The sequence below is a fragment of the Balneola sp. genome, from assembly GCA_002694685.1.
Lineage (GTDB): Bacteria > Bacteroidota > Rhodothermia > Balneolales > Balneolaceae > Gracilimonas.
The window spans coordinates 71,366-87,379 of record NZMW01000016.1 but is presented as its reverse complement, the minus strand read 5'-3'; the positions used below and the strand labels follow the sequence as shown (position 1 = coordinate 87,379).

Here is a 16,014-nt window from a genome sequence, read left to right as displayed (position 1 = left end):
CTTAAGCCAATTGTTTTTCTAATCGATCAAACTCTTGCTTTAAAAACTTACCGGTCTCTGATTTTTGAACCTCAGCTACTTCTTCCGGTGTACCGGTAGCAATAATTTCACCGCCGCCGCGTCCGCCTTCGGGGCCCATATCAATAACCCAGTCGGCTGCTTTGATGAGGTCCAGATTATGCTCAATAACCATCACGGTATTTCCTTTGTCAACGAGTTGCTGAATCACATTAACCAGCATTCGAACATCCTGAAAATGAAGTCCGGTAGTAGGTTCATCCATCACATAAAGCGTATCTCCGGTTCCAACTTTGGAAAGTTCACGGGCAAGTTTAATGCGCTGTGCTTCTCCTCCGGAAAGAGTAGTAGAAGATTGCCCTAAGGTGAGGTATCCTAATCCTACATCATTCAAAGTGCCCAGAATTCGGCTTATCGCAGGCTGTGCATCAAAGAATTCTGCTGACTCACTAATCGGCATTTTCAATACATCAGAAATGTTTTTGCCTTTGTAATAGATTTCGAGGGTTTCGCGGTTGTATCGCTTTCCGTTACACGTTTCACAAGTCACATATACATCAGGGAGAAAATTCATCTCGATTTTTCGGACGCCATCTCCATTACATTCTTCACAACGGCCACCCTTCACATTGAAAGAAAAGCGACCCTGATCATACCCCCGGATTTTAGATTCCGGCAACTCGGCAAACAGTCGGCGAATATGGTCAAAAACCTTGGTATAAGTACCGGGATTTGATCGCGGAGTTCGGCCAATTGGACTTTGATCAATGGAAATAATCTTATCTACATTATCAATGCCCTCAATTCCATCGTAGGGAAGAGGAACAGTTTTTGATTTATAGAAATAATTGGAGAGAATAGGTACTAATGTTTGGTTGATAAGCGAGCTCTTACCGCTTCCACTCACACCGGTCACACAAATAAATTTACCGAGGGGCACTTCTAAATCCTGATGCTGGAGATTATGACCTCGGGCATTCGTGACTTTGACTGATTTGTCATTGCCCTTCCTTCGCTCTTCAGGTACCTCAATAACTTCCTCATCTCTTAAGAATCGGGCGGTGCTTGATTCGGGATCGAGTTCATCAGGTTTGCCGGCAGTTACAATATAGCCGCCATTAACGCCTGCACCTGGTCCCATGTCAGCCACAAAGTCTGCGTGTTCAATGGTCTCACGATCATGTTCTACAACAATTACGCTATTACCGAGGTCGCGGAGCGTTTCCAGAGATTTAATCAGTTTGATGTTATCTCGTTGGTGAAGTCCAATACTGGGTTCATCCAAAATATAGAGCACTCCAACAAGCTGTGTTCCGATCTGGGTAGCCAAACGAATCCGCTGAGCTTCTCCGCCACTGAGGGTTTGCGCTTCACGATCCAGACTTAGATAGGTTAATCCAACATTGAGTAAGAAATCGAGCCGATCCCGAATTTCCTTTAAAACCTGATTCCCAATAATCTGCTGGCGCTCATTTAAGTTGATGCCATAGAGGGTATCCCGCAATTCCTGAATATCTTTCTGAACAAGATCGTGGATATTATGACCGTCAATCCGATAGGATAAAGCTTCCTTATTCAGTCGGCCGCCTTCACACTTGGGACAAGTAATCTTATCCATGAATGCTTTGGCTTTATCGCGCTGTTTGTTGGATTTACTGTTTTGATACTGATCTTTTATAGTATTTCGGAGCCCTTCAAACTTATGCTTATAGTTCACCGAATTGTCTTTGAAATCGTAGCTGACGGAATATTTTTTATCGCCGCTCCCGTTCATCAGAATATCAATTAGCTCTTGAGGATAATCTTTTATGGGTGTTTCAAAATCGGCATCAAAAGTGTCAAAAATAGCTTTGAGCTGTTTGAATACGAAAATATCCCGAGGCGCCCCAAGAAAGCGAATACCTCCATCTTCAACGCTTTGGTCTTTATTAGGAACGAGCAAATCCCAACTTACATCATAGGTATATCCAAGGCCTTCACATTTTTTGCAGTTTCCATAGGGTGAGTTAAAGGAAAATAAGTTTGGAGCGGGATCTTCGTAAGCCAGTCCACTTTCGGGATCAAAAAGCTTTTGGGAAAAGAGGCGGTCTTTGGTTTCATCTTCACCCTTTATGGCAAGGATCACATTTCCATCAGCCATTTCAAGAGCAAGGCGGATGCTTTCGGCTATACGTTTTTCACTTTTCTCAGAAATCACAAACCGGTCGACCACAATTTCAATATTGTGCGTTTTGTATCGATCCAGTTTCATATCGTCTTCAAGGTCCCGAAACTCGCCGTCGATTCGAGCCTGTACAAATCCTTGTTTGATAGTCTGTTCAAAGAGTTCACGATAATGCCCTTTTCTACCGCGTACTACAGGAGCTAAACAATAAGCTTTGGTTCCTTCCGGCATATCCATCACGGCCTGTACTACCTGATCAGCCGACTGTTTCTTCATCTCATTCCCTGTTTTATAAGAATAGGGCACTCCAATACGTGCATAGAGCAGGCGAAGGAAGTCATAGATTTCAGTAACCGTACCTACCGTAGACCGGGGATTTCGGTTGGTTGTTTTTTGATCGATGGAGATAACAGGAGAGAGACCATCAATGAAATCGACAGCAGGGCGTTCCATCATTCCAAGAAACTGCCGTGCATAAGCAGAAAGGGATTCCAGAAACCGGCGCTGACCTTCAGCATAAATGGTATCGAAAGCGAGCGATGATTTCCCGGAACCGGAAAGACCGGTAATTACAACCAGCTGATTGCGGGGAATGTCAATGTCAATATTTTTGAGGTTGTGTTCGCGGGCGCCACGTACTACAATATTGTGTTGCAAAGTCTCTCGGATTTTGGAATTTCAGAACTTCAAAAAATACAAAACAGAGCTTGGAATTCCTTCATTCCTTTTTGATAAAGATTTCGGAAGGATGAAATACTGAAGTGTCGGAACTTAAATCTTCAAATTATGGGGTGAATTCTACTCACTGGGTTCAGAACAAATCAAAACAAAAACCTGAACTAGTTCTCTGCTTGCTTTCTTATCAGGCTATTATATTCACGGATGAATAAGCGATTTGGGAATAGTCCTTCGTCATCCTCAGAAAGATCTTCTTTAATGCGTGTAACATAATACATAGGGATTTTTCCCGTGTATTTGGTTTCAACATTACCCCTCGACTCACACACAAAGAAATCTTTAACACGCTCATAAGTTATCTGCGAGATGTTAATGGCGTTTTCCCCTGAATGTTCTTCCAGTCGCGCTGCGAGGTTTACGGTCTCGCCCCACAAATCATAAGCAAAACGTGATTTCCCAATTACTCCAACTACAGTTTTTCCGGTATGGATACCAATGCGAATAGGCAGGTAAGGAGTATCGGACTGATTTTTCTCACCAAATGTTTTGACGAAATCAACAATCTTCAGCGCTGCTAAAATAGCATCGATTGGATGGGAGTGATTGCGATCAGGAATTCCTCCGGCAGCCATGTAGCTATCGCCAATGGTTTTAATTTTGATCAAATTATGCTGGCCGGTGTAGTCGTCAAACCGGTCAAAATAAAAGGAGAGGCTTTCAATAAGTTTTTCGGGAGATAAAGTTGGTACCACCTTGGTAAATCCTTCAAAATCGGTAAACATAATGGTGGCATCTTCATATCGCTCAGGAGTGACTGTCCCATAGGCCAATAAGTTCTCGGCTACTTTTTGTGGGAAGATGTTATGAATGAGTTCTTCATGCTCTTTCTTGGTAAGCTCAAGCTCTTTGTTGGCCGCGTTTAACCCACTTTGCATCTTGCTAAGCTGATTATTCTGTCCAAGTGTATTTTTGTAGGTAGAAATCAGAAGATTGACCAGATGTGAATAATTAGCATGTATTTGATAGGTTTTGCCTTCTATTTCAACACCGACCGTATCTTCGTCAGTAATTGGAATGGGGGGATTTAAAAGAAGCTCTTCAATTTTGCTGTGCAGAGTTTCATCATCATAAGGTTTAGTTAGATAATTGTCGGCGCCGGCCTCGATACCTTTCATGATATACTCAGTAGTTACCATCGAGGTAACTAAGATGATTGGAATCTTATTAAGCCTGGAATCATGCTTAACCCTTTCACAGAGTTCAAAGCCATCCATGACAAGCATATCAACATCACTTAAAATGAGATCCGGATATTCCGTGCGCGTCAGTTCTAGCGCGTCTTCCCCATTTTGTGCTGTTAAAACTTCGTACCCTTTTTGAATTAGCTTGTGTCTTGTCAACGTTACAAGAGCCGGATGGTCATCTACCACCAATATGCGTGGTTTTGTTTCTAACATGGTATGTTTTTTAGAATTCGACCTTAATATATTCGATTGAGCAAAACAATGTGCAAGAATTTTAAGCATTAACGCCAAAAAACCGATAGTTTATCCGCTCACTCAATAAATTTACCTATGCAAGAAGTAGCACATAAGAATTGGACCCCCACTTCCTGGAAAGAGAAACCCGTTAAGCAGCTTCCTGATTATCCCAATCAGGATGAGCTGGAACATAGTTTTGAAACGCTTAAGTCGCTTCCCCCGCTGGTTACGTCCTGGGAAATTGAGGCGTTAAAAAAGAAACTAGCAAATGTTGCTGCCGGCAAATCTTTTCTGCTGCAGGGTGGTGATTGTGCAGAAAGTTTTAACGCAACTAAGGCACCTAAAATAGTAAATATGGTGAAGGTGCTTCTTCAAACAAGTTTCATATTAATTCATGAAATGGGCGTTCCTGTTTTAAGAGTAGGGCGAATTGCAGGCCAGTATGCCAAACCCCGATCTAATGACTTTGAAACCGTAAATGGGGAAGAGATCCATAACTACCGTGGTGACCTTATCAATGGCTATGAATCTGAATCAGGAATTCGTACTCCAGACCCACAACGATTATTGGAAGGATATCACAAAGCTGGTTTAACACTCAATTTTTTGAGAGCACTGGCTGACGAGGGTTTTGCTGATTTACATCATCCCGAACAATGGGAACTCGACTTCATGCAAAACAACGAGTATTACGCTGAGTATGAAGACATGGTGAAATCGATTACCAAAGCCGTTCGGTTTGTTGAATCCATTGCGCCCGATACTTTTTCAACGCTGCAGAAAGTAGACTTTTATACTTCTCACGAAGCACTGAACCTTTATTATGATTCAGCTCAAACAAGAGCAGTGCCTCGTAAAGCCGGACATTTTAATTTAAGTGCACACATGGTTTGGTTAGGGAACCGAACCCGTGATTTGGATGGTGCTCATGTAGAATATTTTAAAGGGATCAATAATCCGGTGGGGATTAAGATTGGCCCGCCTTTTGAAATTGATGAAACGCTCAAGTTGATTGAGACACTGAATCCGAATCACGAAGCAGGCAAGATTGTATTGATTACCCGTTTTGGAAAAGACATTATTGAGAAAGAACTGCCAGATTTGATAAAAGCTGTTCGCCGGGAAGGCTTCCCTGTTGTTTGGAGTTCTGATCCTATGCATGGAAATACGTTCAGTACTGATGGCGGAATCAAAACCCGAAACTTCGATGATATTATAAGCGAAGTTCGTTCCGCATTTGATATTCACCGTGCAGAGGGAAGTTACCTTGGCGGTGTTCACCTCGAGCTTACCGGTGATAATGTGACTGAATGTGTGGGCGGAGCTAAAGGTTTAGCCGAAAAAGAGCTTCAGCGAAATTATGAGACCTTCTGTGATCCTCGCCTTAACTACGAACAAAGTCTCGAAATGGCCTTTCTTGTAGCCCGAGAATGGAAGAAGAGTTATTTGTAATTATGTTCTAGGTGCAAGGTTTTAGTTGTTAGTGTTTTGCAATTCAGGTAAAGCAAAGCACTAACACCTTGTTACTAAAACCTAACATCTCATTTCTGCCATTTTTGGTTTTAGTCTGTCAGACTTTTCCTTTTCACTCTGTCAACTTTTCTAACGTGATTTAGCAAACTGAAAAATCAACAGGTTTAGTTTGTCCGTCTGTCAGCATACCAGATCTTCTCTTTTGTTGGCATGTGCCTTGCAATATTATGAGTGAATAAATGAACCAAAAAACTCAATTACGAGGTTAATTATGGCACTTTTGAAATATAACCGACCCAACGTTGATCTTCATTCAAAACGATTCAGTGATGTATTAGACGAGTTCTTTAATGATTCTCTGAATTACAGAAAAGATTCATTTACACCGAGCGTAGACATTTCTGAGACTGGAGATAATTTCGAGATTTCAGTAACGATACCAGGTGTAAACAAAGATGATATCACAGTTGATCTAGAGCACGGTCGCCTTACAATTAGCGGCGAGCGAAAATTCGAAAATGAAGAAAATGGTAAAAACTACCATCGCTTAGAATCAGGATATGGTTCTTTTAGTCGCTCTTTCCAACTGCCGGATTCTATTGATGAAGAGAGTATAGAAGCCGCTTACGAAAATGGAATACTGAATATTACCATTGCAAAGAGCGAGCAAAAAGTTAAGAAGCAGATCAAGATATCATAATCTGTCCATTATTAGGTTAAGGCAACCGAAGTCCCATGATCGGGGCTTCGGTTTCTTTTTTATATCGGTTGAAATGTAAAGGTTTGTGGATGTGCACAATTTTAAAATGTTAATGCGTTGTACATACCGCAATCGATTAATAAGAATCAAATCATCATACATATGAATACCACAGTAAGAAATATATTTGGGGTGGCCGCAGCAGTACTTGTGTTGTTAGGTTTCAATATGGCCACAAATGATAATGCAGTTTCGTTATCGAATAATGATACCAAAGTTGAATCTGCTGAGAACAGACCAGCAGCTTCGCTTAAAGATTTTAATGACGCTATTGTTGACATAGCTGAGAAAACAAATCCATCTGTAGTAACAATAACAACCAAAAGAACGCAGGAAGTTAGGGTTGTGAATCCTTTTTCTCAGTTCTTTGGAAATCCGCAGGATGAAGGACAAACTAGAGAGCGAGTGCAGCGTGGGCTTGGTTCCGGAGTGGTTGTTTCTGATGAAGGATACATTCTTACCAACAATCACGTAATTGCAGATACCGATGAAATTAGAGTTCGTCTGTTTAATGGAAATGAAGTAGATGCAGAGCTGATAGGAACGGATCCTGAAACGGATATTGCAGTTCTTCAAATTGATATGGATAACCCACCCGCACTGGAACTGGGTAATAGCGATAATGCCAAAGTCGGTTCTTTTGTATTGGCTATTGGAAGTCCGCTATCAGAAGATTTGGCTCACACGGTTTCATTTGGAATTGTGAGTGCACGCGGGCGTTCACTGACAAACCTGACTCAGTATGGTGATTACATTCAAACTGATGCTGCCATCAACCCAGGAAATTCAGGTGGAGCGTTGATTGATATCAATGGCCAATTAGTAGGAATCAATTCTGCTATTGCTTCTCGTTCAGGCGGTAATGATGGTATCGGCTTTGCTATCCCGATCAATCTTGCCAAACGAATTATGAACGACCTGATTGAAGATGGGGAAGTATCCCGCGGATATCTTGGTATGTATATGGCCGGTGAGGTAGATCAGACCATGGCAAAAGCTCTTGGTTTAGATAATGAGCGTGGTATTATTGTAGGGCGTGTCGAAGATGACAGTCCTGCTGATGAGGCCGGCCTTGAAGCCAAAGATGTAATTGTTTCTCTCAATGAAAATAAAATCAGAGATTGGAATAGTTTCAGAACAAGTATTGCTGTTTTCAAACCCGGAGATGAAATTACTTTGGGTATTATCAGAGGCGGAGATACTATGGAACTGGTTGTCACGTTAGGAGAGAGACCGGGCGAGTCAATGGCAGCGGGTAATTCACAAGCTCAGGAAAGTATAGATGAGCGACTTGGCTTCACGGTAAGAGATCTGAATTCTGATATCCGACGACAACTGGATATAGCAAACGAAACGGAAGGAGTTGTTGTTCTAAATGTCAGCGATGGAAGTAACGCCTACGAGAGGGGGCTTAGAAGTGAAGATGTAATCACTGAAGTCGGTAGAGAAGCCATTGATTCAGCATCTGATTTTTATGACGAAATAGAAGAAGCAGAAGGCAACATTATTTTGTTAACTGTTCTTAGAAATGATTTGGAACAATACATAGCATTTGAGCTATAACCTATAATAAGACTTTGAATTTGTACCCCGAAAACCCAAACCTTGGTCCCTGATACGGACCGGGGTTTTTATGACAGGTGGATTAGTGCTAATATTTTTAGGCTTAACGATTTACTAAAAATTACAAGCATATTATTTTAAACATTTTGTATCTTTAGCGTGTAAGTTTTTTTTAAGATTTTGTACCCCGAAAAACCCAAACCCTGAACTCTGATACAGTTCGGGGTTTTTTTATGCCTTATAAATTCGTGGTCTTGGTAAGCTTATCTATAAAAAAGACCTCAGTACACAAGATTCATTACTGAATTGATCTCTAAATATCTTATTCATATGGTAGTTAAATAAGCAAGATCTCAAGCACAAGATCAGGCGTTTGTTCAAAATTTTTAAATACTGTAATTCTGTCAATATTCTTGAGTGGGCACGATTTTGGTCATTATCTCAGTAGAAAAGAGAAAAAAGGAGATCTATTATGAATCTGAATAAATTTACACTAAAGGCTCAAGAGGCCGTTCAAAAAGCTATAGAAATAGCACAAAGCAGCAACAATCAAGCTGTAGAACCTGCCCATATTTTAAAAGCATTTCTTTCCGATCAGGACAGTATCGTAAATACCATACTAGGGAAACTTGGTGCAAACCCTGCGGCTATCCAAAAAGTTGTGGATTCAGCCTTAGAGCGTTTGCCTAATGTACAAGGTGCCTCTGTCTCAGGACAATATCTATCTAACACAAGCAAACAGCTGTTTGATGTCGCTCAAAAAGAAGGGGGCAAACTTGGAGATGAATATATCAGTTCCGAGCATGTTCTTATTGGGATGACGAGTGTGAAAGGAGAGGTCGCTAATTTGCTGAAAGACCAAGGCGTTACCAAAGAAAATATTCTAAAAGTACTCAAAGACGTTCGTGGCAATCAGACAGTGGATGACCCAAACGCGGAAAGTCGCTATGGTGCACTCAAAAAATATGCCCGTGACTTAAACGAACTGGCTGAAAAGAATAAACTTGATCCTGTTATCGGACGAGATCAGGAGATCCGCAGAGTGATGCAAATCCTGAGTCGCCGGACTAAAAACAATCCGGTATTAATTGGTGAACCGGGTGTTGGTAAAACCGCTATTGCCGAAGGTATGGCACTTCGTATTATTCGGGGCGATGTACCGGAAGGCTTGAAAACCAAAAGAATCGTAGCCTTGGATATGGGTTCATTAGTTGCTGGAACTAAATTCCGGGGTGAATTTGAGGAACGCCTGAAGGCCGTTGTTAAAGACGTTACCGATTCCGATGGAGAGGTCATTCTCTTTATTGATGAAATTCACACACTAGTTGGTGCGGGTGCCACTGAAGGAGCTATGGACGCGGCTAATATCCTAAAGCCGGCGCTTGCTCGGGGAGAGCTTCATGCTATCGGCGCAACTACACTGGACGAGTATCGCAAGTACATCGAAAAAGACAAAGCGCTTGAGAGAAGATTGCAGACTGTGTTGGTAGGCGAGCCTTCTGTGGAAGATACCGTTTCCATTTTGCGTGGATTACAAGAACGATATGAAGTTCACCACGGAGTTCGAATTACCGATGCCGCCGTGGTTGCAGCTGCTGAACTCTCACACAGATATATTGCCGATCGGTTCTTGCCGGATAAAGCCATTGACCTTATTGATGAAGCCGCGTCCCGGTTACGGTTACAAATAGATTCACTGCCTGAAGAGCTGGACGCACTGGAACGGCAAATCCGTCAGTTGGAAATTGAACGTGAGGCTTTGAAGCGTGAAAAAGATCAGTCCAAAATGAAAGGGATTGAAAAAGAGCTGGCCGATTTAGAAGAAGAGCGTAAGACTATGCGCGTGCAGTGGGAGCAGGAACGTGAACTGATTCAAAGAGTACGTGAACTCAAGCAAGTGATTGACACTTCCCGAAATGAAGCGGATAAAGCTGAACGTCAAGGAAACTATGAGAAAGTTGCTGAGCTGAGATATGGTACTATCGCTCAGCTGGAAAATGACCTTCAAGAGTCACAGCAGAAGCTGGACGATATGCAGGAAAATCAAGCACTGCTTAAAGAGGAAGTTGATGCCGAAGATATCGCTGATATTGTAGCGCGATGGACCGGAATTCCCGTACGTAAAATGCTGGAGAGCGAACGCAAGAAATTACTTCTGCTGGAGGATGAGTTACACAAACGAGTGATTGGACAGGATAAAGCAATTGAGGCTGTTTCTGACGCTGTGCGTCGTTCTCGTGCCGGACTCCAAGACGAACAGAAGCCAATCGGTTCCTTCTTCTTCTTAGGTTCCACCGGTGTGGGTAAAACTGAACTGGCTCGTTCACTGGCTGACTTTTTGTTCAACGACGAACAAGCAATGATTCGCATCGATATGAGTGAGTACATGGAAAAGCACAGTGTAAGTCGCCTGGTTGGTGCGCCTCCGGGATATGTGGGTTATGATGAAGGTGGACAGCTAACCGAAGCTGCCCGGCGCCATCCTTACTCTGTAATTTTGCTGGATGAAATTGAGAAAGCCCACCCGGATGTATTCAACATTCTGTTGCAGGTGCTGGATGAAGGCCGCCTGACCGACAATAAAGGCGTGACGGTGGATTTCAAAAACACCATCATTATCATGACTTCGAATATCGGTTCTCATCTCATTTCAAATGAAATTGAGAAATCAGGAGGAGAGCTTTCTGATCAGAAATATGAAGAGCTTCAAAACAAGCTCATTGATCAGCTTAAGCAAACAATTCGTCCAGAGTTTCTAAACCGCGTGGATGACACCATTGTATTCCATCCGCTTGGAAAAGAACACATTCGTTCTATTGTGGATATTCAACTTAGAAGGGTTCATGAAATGCTCAAGAAAAACAATGTAGTGCTGGATGTCTCGGACAACGTGAAAGACTGGCTGGCTATCCGCGGTTACGATCCGGTTTATGGTGCACGCCCGTTAAAACGAGTGATACAGCAAAACATCACCAATAAGCTGGCTAAACAGTTGATTAGCCGGGATGAAGAAGGTGCAGTGCATTACGAAGCTACCATCAATAAAGCCAAAGACGGCATTGATTTTGCCGAGGTACTGGATGATGTGGAAGCGTGGGCGGAAGAGGATTGAACTGACGAATATTGAATATCGAACAAGGAACATTGAATGATGTATTTATTGAGGTTAAGGAATTCAATGTTTCCTATTTTGAATGATAACTATTCGATTTAATTAACAAATGATTTCCTATGCGTTCACTTTTTTTGCTAACAGGATTATTCTTCCTGGCTTCTTGTTCTACTACTCAAAAATCTCAGAAACCAGTATCTGACCCATTCAACCTTAAGCCGGTTGAAGCTTGTAGTGAAGAGATAGTGAAGCCCGAATTATTAAATGCAAAAGAAGCGAGAGAACTAAGTGAATACCCTGCCGACTTGAGAATAGATGGGGTGGAGGGTACGGTAATCATGAGTTTTCAGGTTGATCCTTCCGGTGAGGTAAATTCAGTAATAACCTTATCAAGTCCTCATAATCGCTTAACTACAATTTCAGAACGTGTTTTGAAGGCCCATGAATTTAAACCGGGCACCTGTGATTCTGTAGCTGTCTCTTTTTCAGGTTCTGCGAGAAACTCATATAGATTAAGTCGTTAATTGAATTGACAACTAAAAGATTATTAATTAACTACTTTAAAAAATTAAATTATAGAATAAGGTGAACAGATGGGATCATTAGGGAGTGTAGAAACAGTAATTTTTTTAGCTTTTATTGCTGTTAGTGTACTTATTGGTTTTGTATTTGTGAAGCTGATCAGGAAAAAAGATTAAAAAGCTAACGACTCATATTCGTTTCACCCTTAATCTTGTCATACTCGCTATCATTCGGTTCCCATAGCTCAATTTTGTAGCCATTGGGATCCATAATCCAGCCGAATTTGCCATATTCAAATACTTCCATTTCCCCAACAATTTCCACCCCTTCTTCTTCCAGAACTTTGAGTAGCCCTTCGAGGTTTTCGACCCGATAGTTGATCATCGCGTCTTTATTACTGGGGTTGGTATATTCGGTTTTTTCGTCAAAAATGCTCCACGCTGTATATCCTTTTTTAGAGGCATCTTCAGCATATCTCCATTCAAAAGTGCCACCATACTTCCCGCTTTCAATTCCCAGGTGTTCTCTATACCAAGCTTGGGTTTCTTTTGGGTCTTTTGCTTTTAAGAATACACCGCCTATTCCTGTAACTCGCTTTTTCATGAATTTTGTTTTTTTAGCTGATGGCTCCCAGACTTCAGCTATCAGTTTTTTAGTCTTTGTATAAACTGAAAGCTAATTGCTGACGGCTGAAAGCTTATTTAATCTATATCGTTTGTTTTTTGAGGACCTATTTACTTGAAGATTCTATATCCACTAACTAACTAGTCGTTATGCTGATCAAATAAAATCTGGTTGCCATCAGGATCTGCAATACAAAAATGGCAGGGTCCTTTTTCGTCTTTGATGGATTCTGATTCCATCAAGAACTCCACCCCTTGTTCTTTCAGGTCTTTGTAAATACTTCGGGCATCGGTTGGATTAAAGGTGATGATATTTTCTTCAAACATTCCCTGAAACAACCCAATGTGGGAATAATCTTTTTTCATGATAATCCAGTTCTGCTCAATAGGGCCGGTTCCCTCTACGGGTTCAAACCCAAGCTTTTCATAAAATGCTTTAGAGGCTTTGATATCTTCTACTGCAAGCGATATAGAGTGGTTTTTAGGATTCATAATGGTGTAATTAAATGTGATAATGTTGAAATTAAGCTGGTTTTCAGAAATAAGGCTAAAAACTTCATCTGACGAACTAGGTTCGTCCGATGAATGTTTAGGGACGAACTGTTTGACCTATATTCTGGATAGTCGTTTTTGAATCGTCAGGCCGCTAATCGTTTCTACCCAGTTCTAACGCATTCTCTTAGCGGTCGGACGAATACGGGATTATATTCATGTACATTGAGTTCAACTTTTCCTGTTCTTTTCGTAGAGTTTGATCCATTCTTCTACCGTCATTTTACCGGCTAACTCACCAATAAGCTCAAATGGAATGTGATCCGGATTACGAAATCGAATACAGCTTTTGCCCATGTTGAGTTTCGTTTTTACATACTTAGGATATTCGTTGGTGAACCATTCCATAAGCTTATCGTCTGCATAAATACCGGAATGATAAACGGCTATATGACTTTTTTGAGAAGCGATATTTATGAAGGGAAGGGGTAGGTCCGGAGTCACATGATATCCATCAGGATAAATAGAATGCGGAACTACATAGCCAATCATTCCATAACTCATAGTCTCCTGAAATCCTTCAGGAAGGTTATCCTTAATGACTTTCCGAAGCTTTTTCATTGCCTCCGTTCGTTCTTCTGGAACTTTGTTGATGTAATCGTCGGGATTTTTTGCTTCAATTTTCATAGGTAATCATTTGGGTTAAATAGCCTGTGCTTCGGGATCTATGTTTTCGTTGGAAGGAAAGAAGGTACTTTTCCTAAGTAAGGCGGCACTAATCAAGCTGATGATTAAACCAACAGGCAGTATCTCTGATAATGTAATTAATATTCTGAGAAACGGATTCTCATACATCTCCGCATAAAATTCCATCTGATCTTTCATGGCTGAAATTTCGGCCTGACTAGCTCCGTCAGCTTGCATGTTTTCGATCATAGAAGCTTGGTAGTTTGCTATAAAATCTACTCCTGAGACCTGTAAATAGAGTTCCCAGACTCCCACATAAATTGCGCTTGCAATCAGTGCTATATAAAGTCCGGTTAAAAAAGCTTTGCCAAATTTAATGACCCCACCTAGATGCTCGTCTCTATATTGTTTTATCCCTACAAATATCATTGACAAAGCAATGATCATTACTAAATAGCCAATCCATTGTGAATTGGCGTGAACCATTTCTTCTCCAGCCAAATTGACAAGAAGTATGCCTGTTCCAACATTGATGATTCCGGCAAAAATGCCGAAAGTGAGAACGATTTTTTTCATAAGGTCAGAGTTTAGATAGCATTTCTGGCATAGAATTAAGGAAAAATTCGAAAGAATGCATCACCCGAAAGTATGATTTCCAGAAAATAATGTGGCCAATGTGTTGGAAAAGCGATTCCATGAATTAATTCAGCTAAAAGCAAAACTTTATTGAGTTTATTAACAGAAAATTCATGTTTGGTTTGTATCTATAAGTACTTACTCAATAGTAATCTCTAAAGCCTAATGTCATGAGAACCAAAGTTGACTTATCCAATCAAAATATCTCAGTGCAAAATATAATCAGGAATCCTTCCCCGGCTAAATTTTATGAAGATGCTTTAAAATATGATCCCGGTTCAGCCATAACCAATAAAGGATCGTTGGTAGTTAGGTCAGGAAAGAGAACGGGTAGAAGTCCTGCTGATAAACGTGTGGTAGAAAGCGAAGGAATCAAGGATGAAATCTGGTGGGGAAACATCAACATTCCTTTAGACGAGCACACCTTTGATATCAATCATCAGCGTGCAACTGACTATCTGAATACTTGTGAAAGGCTGTATGTAATTGATGGATTTGCAGGATGGGATCCAAATTACAGATTGAAAGTACGCATTATAGCTGAGCGTCCGTATCATGGACTTTTTATGCACAACATGCTTATCCGCCCAACAGAGGAAGAGCTCGAGAATTTTGGCGAGCCTGACTTCGTGGTGTATAACGCAGGTAAGTTCCCGGCCAACCGGTTTACCGAAGGAATGACTTCAGACGCGAGTGTGGACGTCAACTTCAAAACCAAACAAATGGTGATTTTAGGAACCGAATATGCCGGTGAAATGAAGAAAGGCATCTTCACTGTAATGCATTATTTGATGCCGAAACAAGATGTGCTTTCCATGCACTGCTCGGCTAATGAGGGCGAAGAACCTGAGGATGTTGCACTCTTCTTTGGTCTTTCAGGAACAGGTAAAACCACCCTTTCAGCAGATAAAAGCCGCAAATTAATCGGCGATGATGAACACTGCTGGAGTGATGATGGTGTGTTTAATATTGAAGGCGGTTGCTACGCAAAAACCATAAATCTTTCCGAAGAAAAAGAACCTGAAATATATAATGCCATTAAGTTTGGAACCGTACTTGAAAACGTCGGTTACGACCCTGAAAGCCGTGAAGTAGATTATGAGGATGTCAGCATTACTCAAAATACCCGGGCTTCGTATCCAATCGAGTACATTTCGAATGCGAATATACCTTGCACAGCAGGGCATCCAAAAAATATCATATTCCTAACTTATGATGCTTTTGGCGTGCTGCCTCCGGTCAGTAAACTTTCTCCGGAACAAGCTATGTATCACTTCATTAGCGGATATACAGCCAAAGTAGCCGGTACAGAGATGGGAGTGACTGAGCCTGAAGCTACATTCTCTGCTTGCTTTGGTGCAGCTTTCTTAGCCTGGCCACCTGCCAAATATGCTGAAATGCTTGCCGAGAAAATGCGTAAGCACAATGCTAAAGCATGGCTGGTAAATACCGGAATTACAGGCGGAGCCTATGGTAAGGGTGGAGAAAGAATGAATCTGAAAGATACCAGAGCCATCATCAACGCCATACATGCCGGAGAGCTGGATGATGTTGAAACGGTAACAGATGAGGTGTTTAGATTCGAAATTCCAACTTCATGCCCGGATGTTTCATCCGAGATTTTGCAACCTCGGTATTCTTGGGAATTCAGAGAGGAGTATGACATTCAAGCTGAAAAACTAGCCAGACTTTTCATTAAGAATTTTGAAAAGTATGAGGCAGATAGCAGTGATGAAATCACCGAAGCCGGACCAAATATTGGGGTTGTAGTGTAATAAGCATCACGCTTAAAAATCAAAACTTCT

The 16,014-nt window shown here is 41.4% G+C and carries 12 protein-coding genes; 6 read left to right on the top strand and 6 right to left on the bottom strand.

Annotated elements, in window-relative coordinates; genetic code table 11:
- Position 1: 1 nt before the first annotated feature.
- Positions 2–2,839: an excinuclease ABC subunit A gene (locus CL667_15715; GenBank protein MAL19145.1), complete on the bottom strand. Its 2,838-nt coding sequence runs from the start codon at positions 2,837–2,839 to the stop codon at positions 2–4.
- A gap of 182 nt (positions 2,840–3,021) precedes the next feature.
- The gene (locus CL667_15710; GenBank protein ID MAL19144.1) at positions 3,022–4,317 is read right to left on the bottom strand and encodes an adenylate/guanylate cyclase domain-containing response regulator; all 1,296 of its coding nucleotides are present in this window, start codon (positions 4,315–4,317) and stop codon (positions 3,022–3,024) included.
- 117 nt (positions 4,318–4,434) lie between these two features.
- Here CL667_15710 and CL667_15705 point away from each other — a divergent pair, with 117 nt between their 5' ends.
- From CL667_15705 to CL667_15685, 5 genes are all read left to right on the top strand, one after another.
- Entirely contained in the window at positions 4,435–5,793 is a 1,359-nt protein-coding gene (locus CL667_15705) for a 3-deoxy-7-phosphoheptulonate synthase class II (GenBank protein MAL19143.1), read from the top strand.
- Positions 5,794–6,085: 292 nt separating this feature from the next.
- A complete protein-coding gene (locus CL667_15700) occupies positions 6,086–6,514 on the top strand; it encodes a heat-shock protein Hsp20 (protein ID MAL19142.1) in 429 nt (142 codons plus the stop codon).
- A gap of 162 nt (positions 6,515–6,676) precedes the next feature.
- Positions 6,677–8,137, top strand: coding sequence for a hypothetical protein (locus tag CL667_15695; protein ID MAL19141.1), 1,461 nt, complete (start codon positions 6,677–6,679; stop codon positions 8,135–8,137).
- A 472-nt stretch (positions 8,138–8,609) separates the two neighbouring features.
- Positions 8,610–11,249, top strand: a complete 2,640-nt coding sequence (clpB, locus tag CL667_15690; GenBank protein ID MAL19140.1) for an ATP-dependent chaperone ClpB — start codon at positions 8,610–8,612, stop codon at positions 11,247–11,249.
- A gap of 119 nt (positions 11,250–11,368) precedes the next feature.
- On the top strand, positions 11,369–11,773 hold the full coding sequence (locus CL667_15685) for a hypothetical protein (protein MAL19139.1): 405 nt from the start codon (positions 11,369–11,371) through the stop codon (positions 11,771–11,773).
- A 178-nt stretch (positions 11,774–11,951) separates the two neighbouring features.
- Here CL667_15685 and CL667_15680 read toward each other — a convergent pair whose 3' ends face one another.
- From CL667_15680 to CL667_15665, 4 genes are all read right to left on the bottom strand, one after another.
- Positions 11,952–12,374, bottom strand: a complete 423-nt coding sequence (locus CL667_15680) for a glyoxalase (GenBank protein ID MAL19138.1) — start codon at positions 12,372–12,374, stop codon at positions 11,952–11,954.
- A gap of 161 nt (positions 12,375–12,535) precedes the next feature.
- The gene (locus tag CL667_15675) at positions 12,536–12,886 is read right to left on the bottom strand and encodes a glyoxalase (protein MAL19137.1); all 351 of its coding nucleotides are present in this window, start codon (positions 12,884–12,886) and stop codon (positions 12,536–12,538) included.
- Between the two features lie 231 nt (positions 12,887–13,117).
- Positions 13,118–13,573: a hypothetical protein gene (locus tag CL667_15670; protein MAL19136.1), complete on the bottom strand. Its 456-nt coding sequence runs from the start codon at positions 13,571–13,573 to the stop codon at positions 13,118–13,120.
- Between the two features lie 15 nt (positions 13,574–13,588).
- On the bottom strand, positions 13,589–14,149 hold the full coding sequence (locus tag CL667_15665; protein MAL19135.1) for a DUF4199 domain-containing protein: 561 nt from the start codon (positions 14,147–14,149) through the stop codon (positions 13,589–13,591).
- A 230-nt stretch (positions 14,150–14,379) separates the two neighbouring features.
- Between CL667_15665 and pckA the strand changes: the two genes are divergently transcribed.
- Positions 14,380–15,984, top strand: coding sequence for a phosphoenolpyruvate carboxykinase (ATP) (gene pckA / locus CL667_15660; protein ID MAL19134.1), 1,605 nt, complete (start codon positions 14,380–14,382; stop codon positions 15,982–15,984).
- Positions 15,985–16,014: the final 30 nt, after the last annotated feature.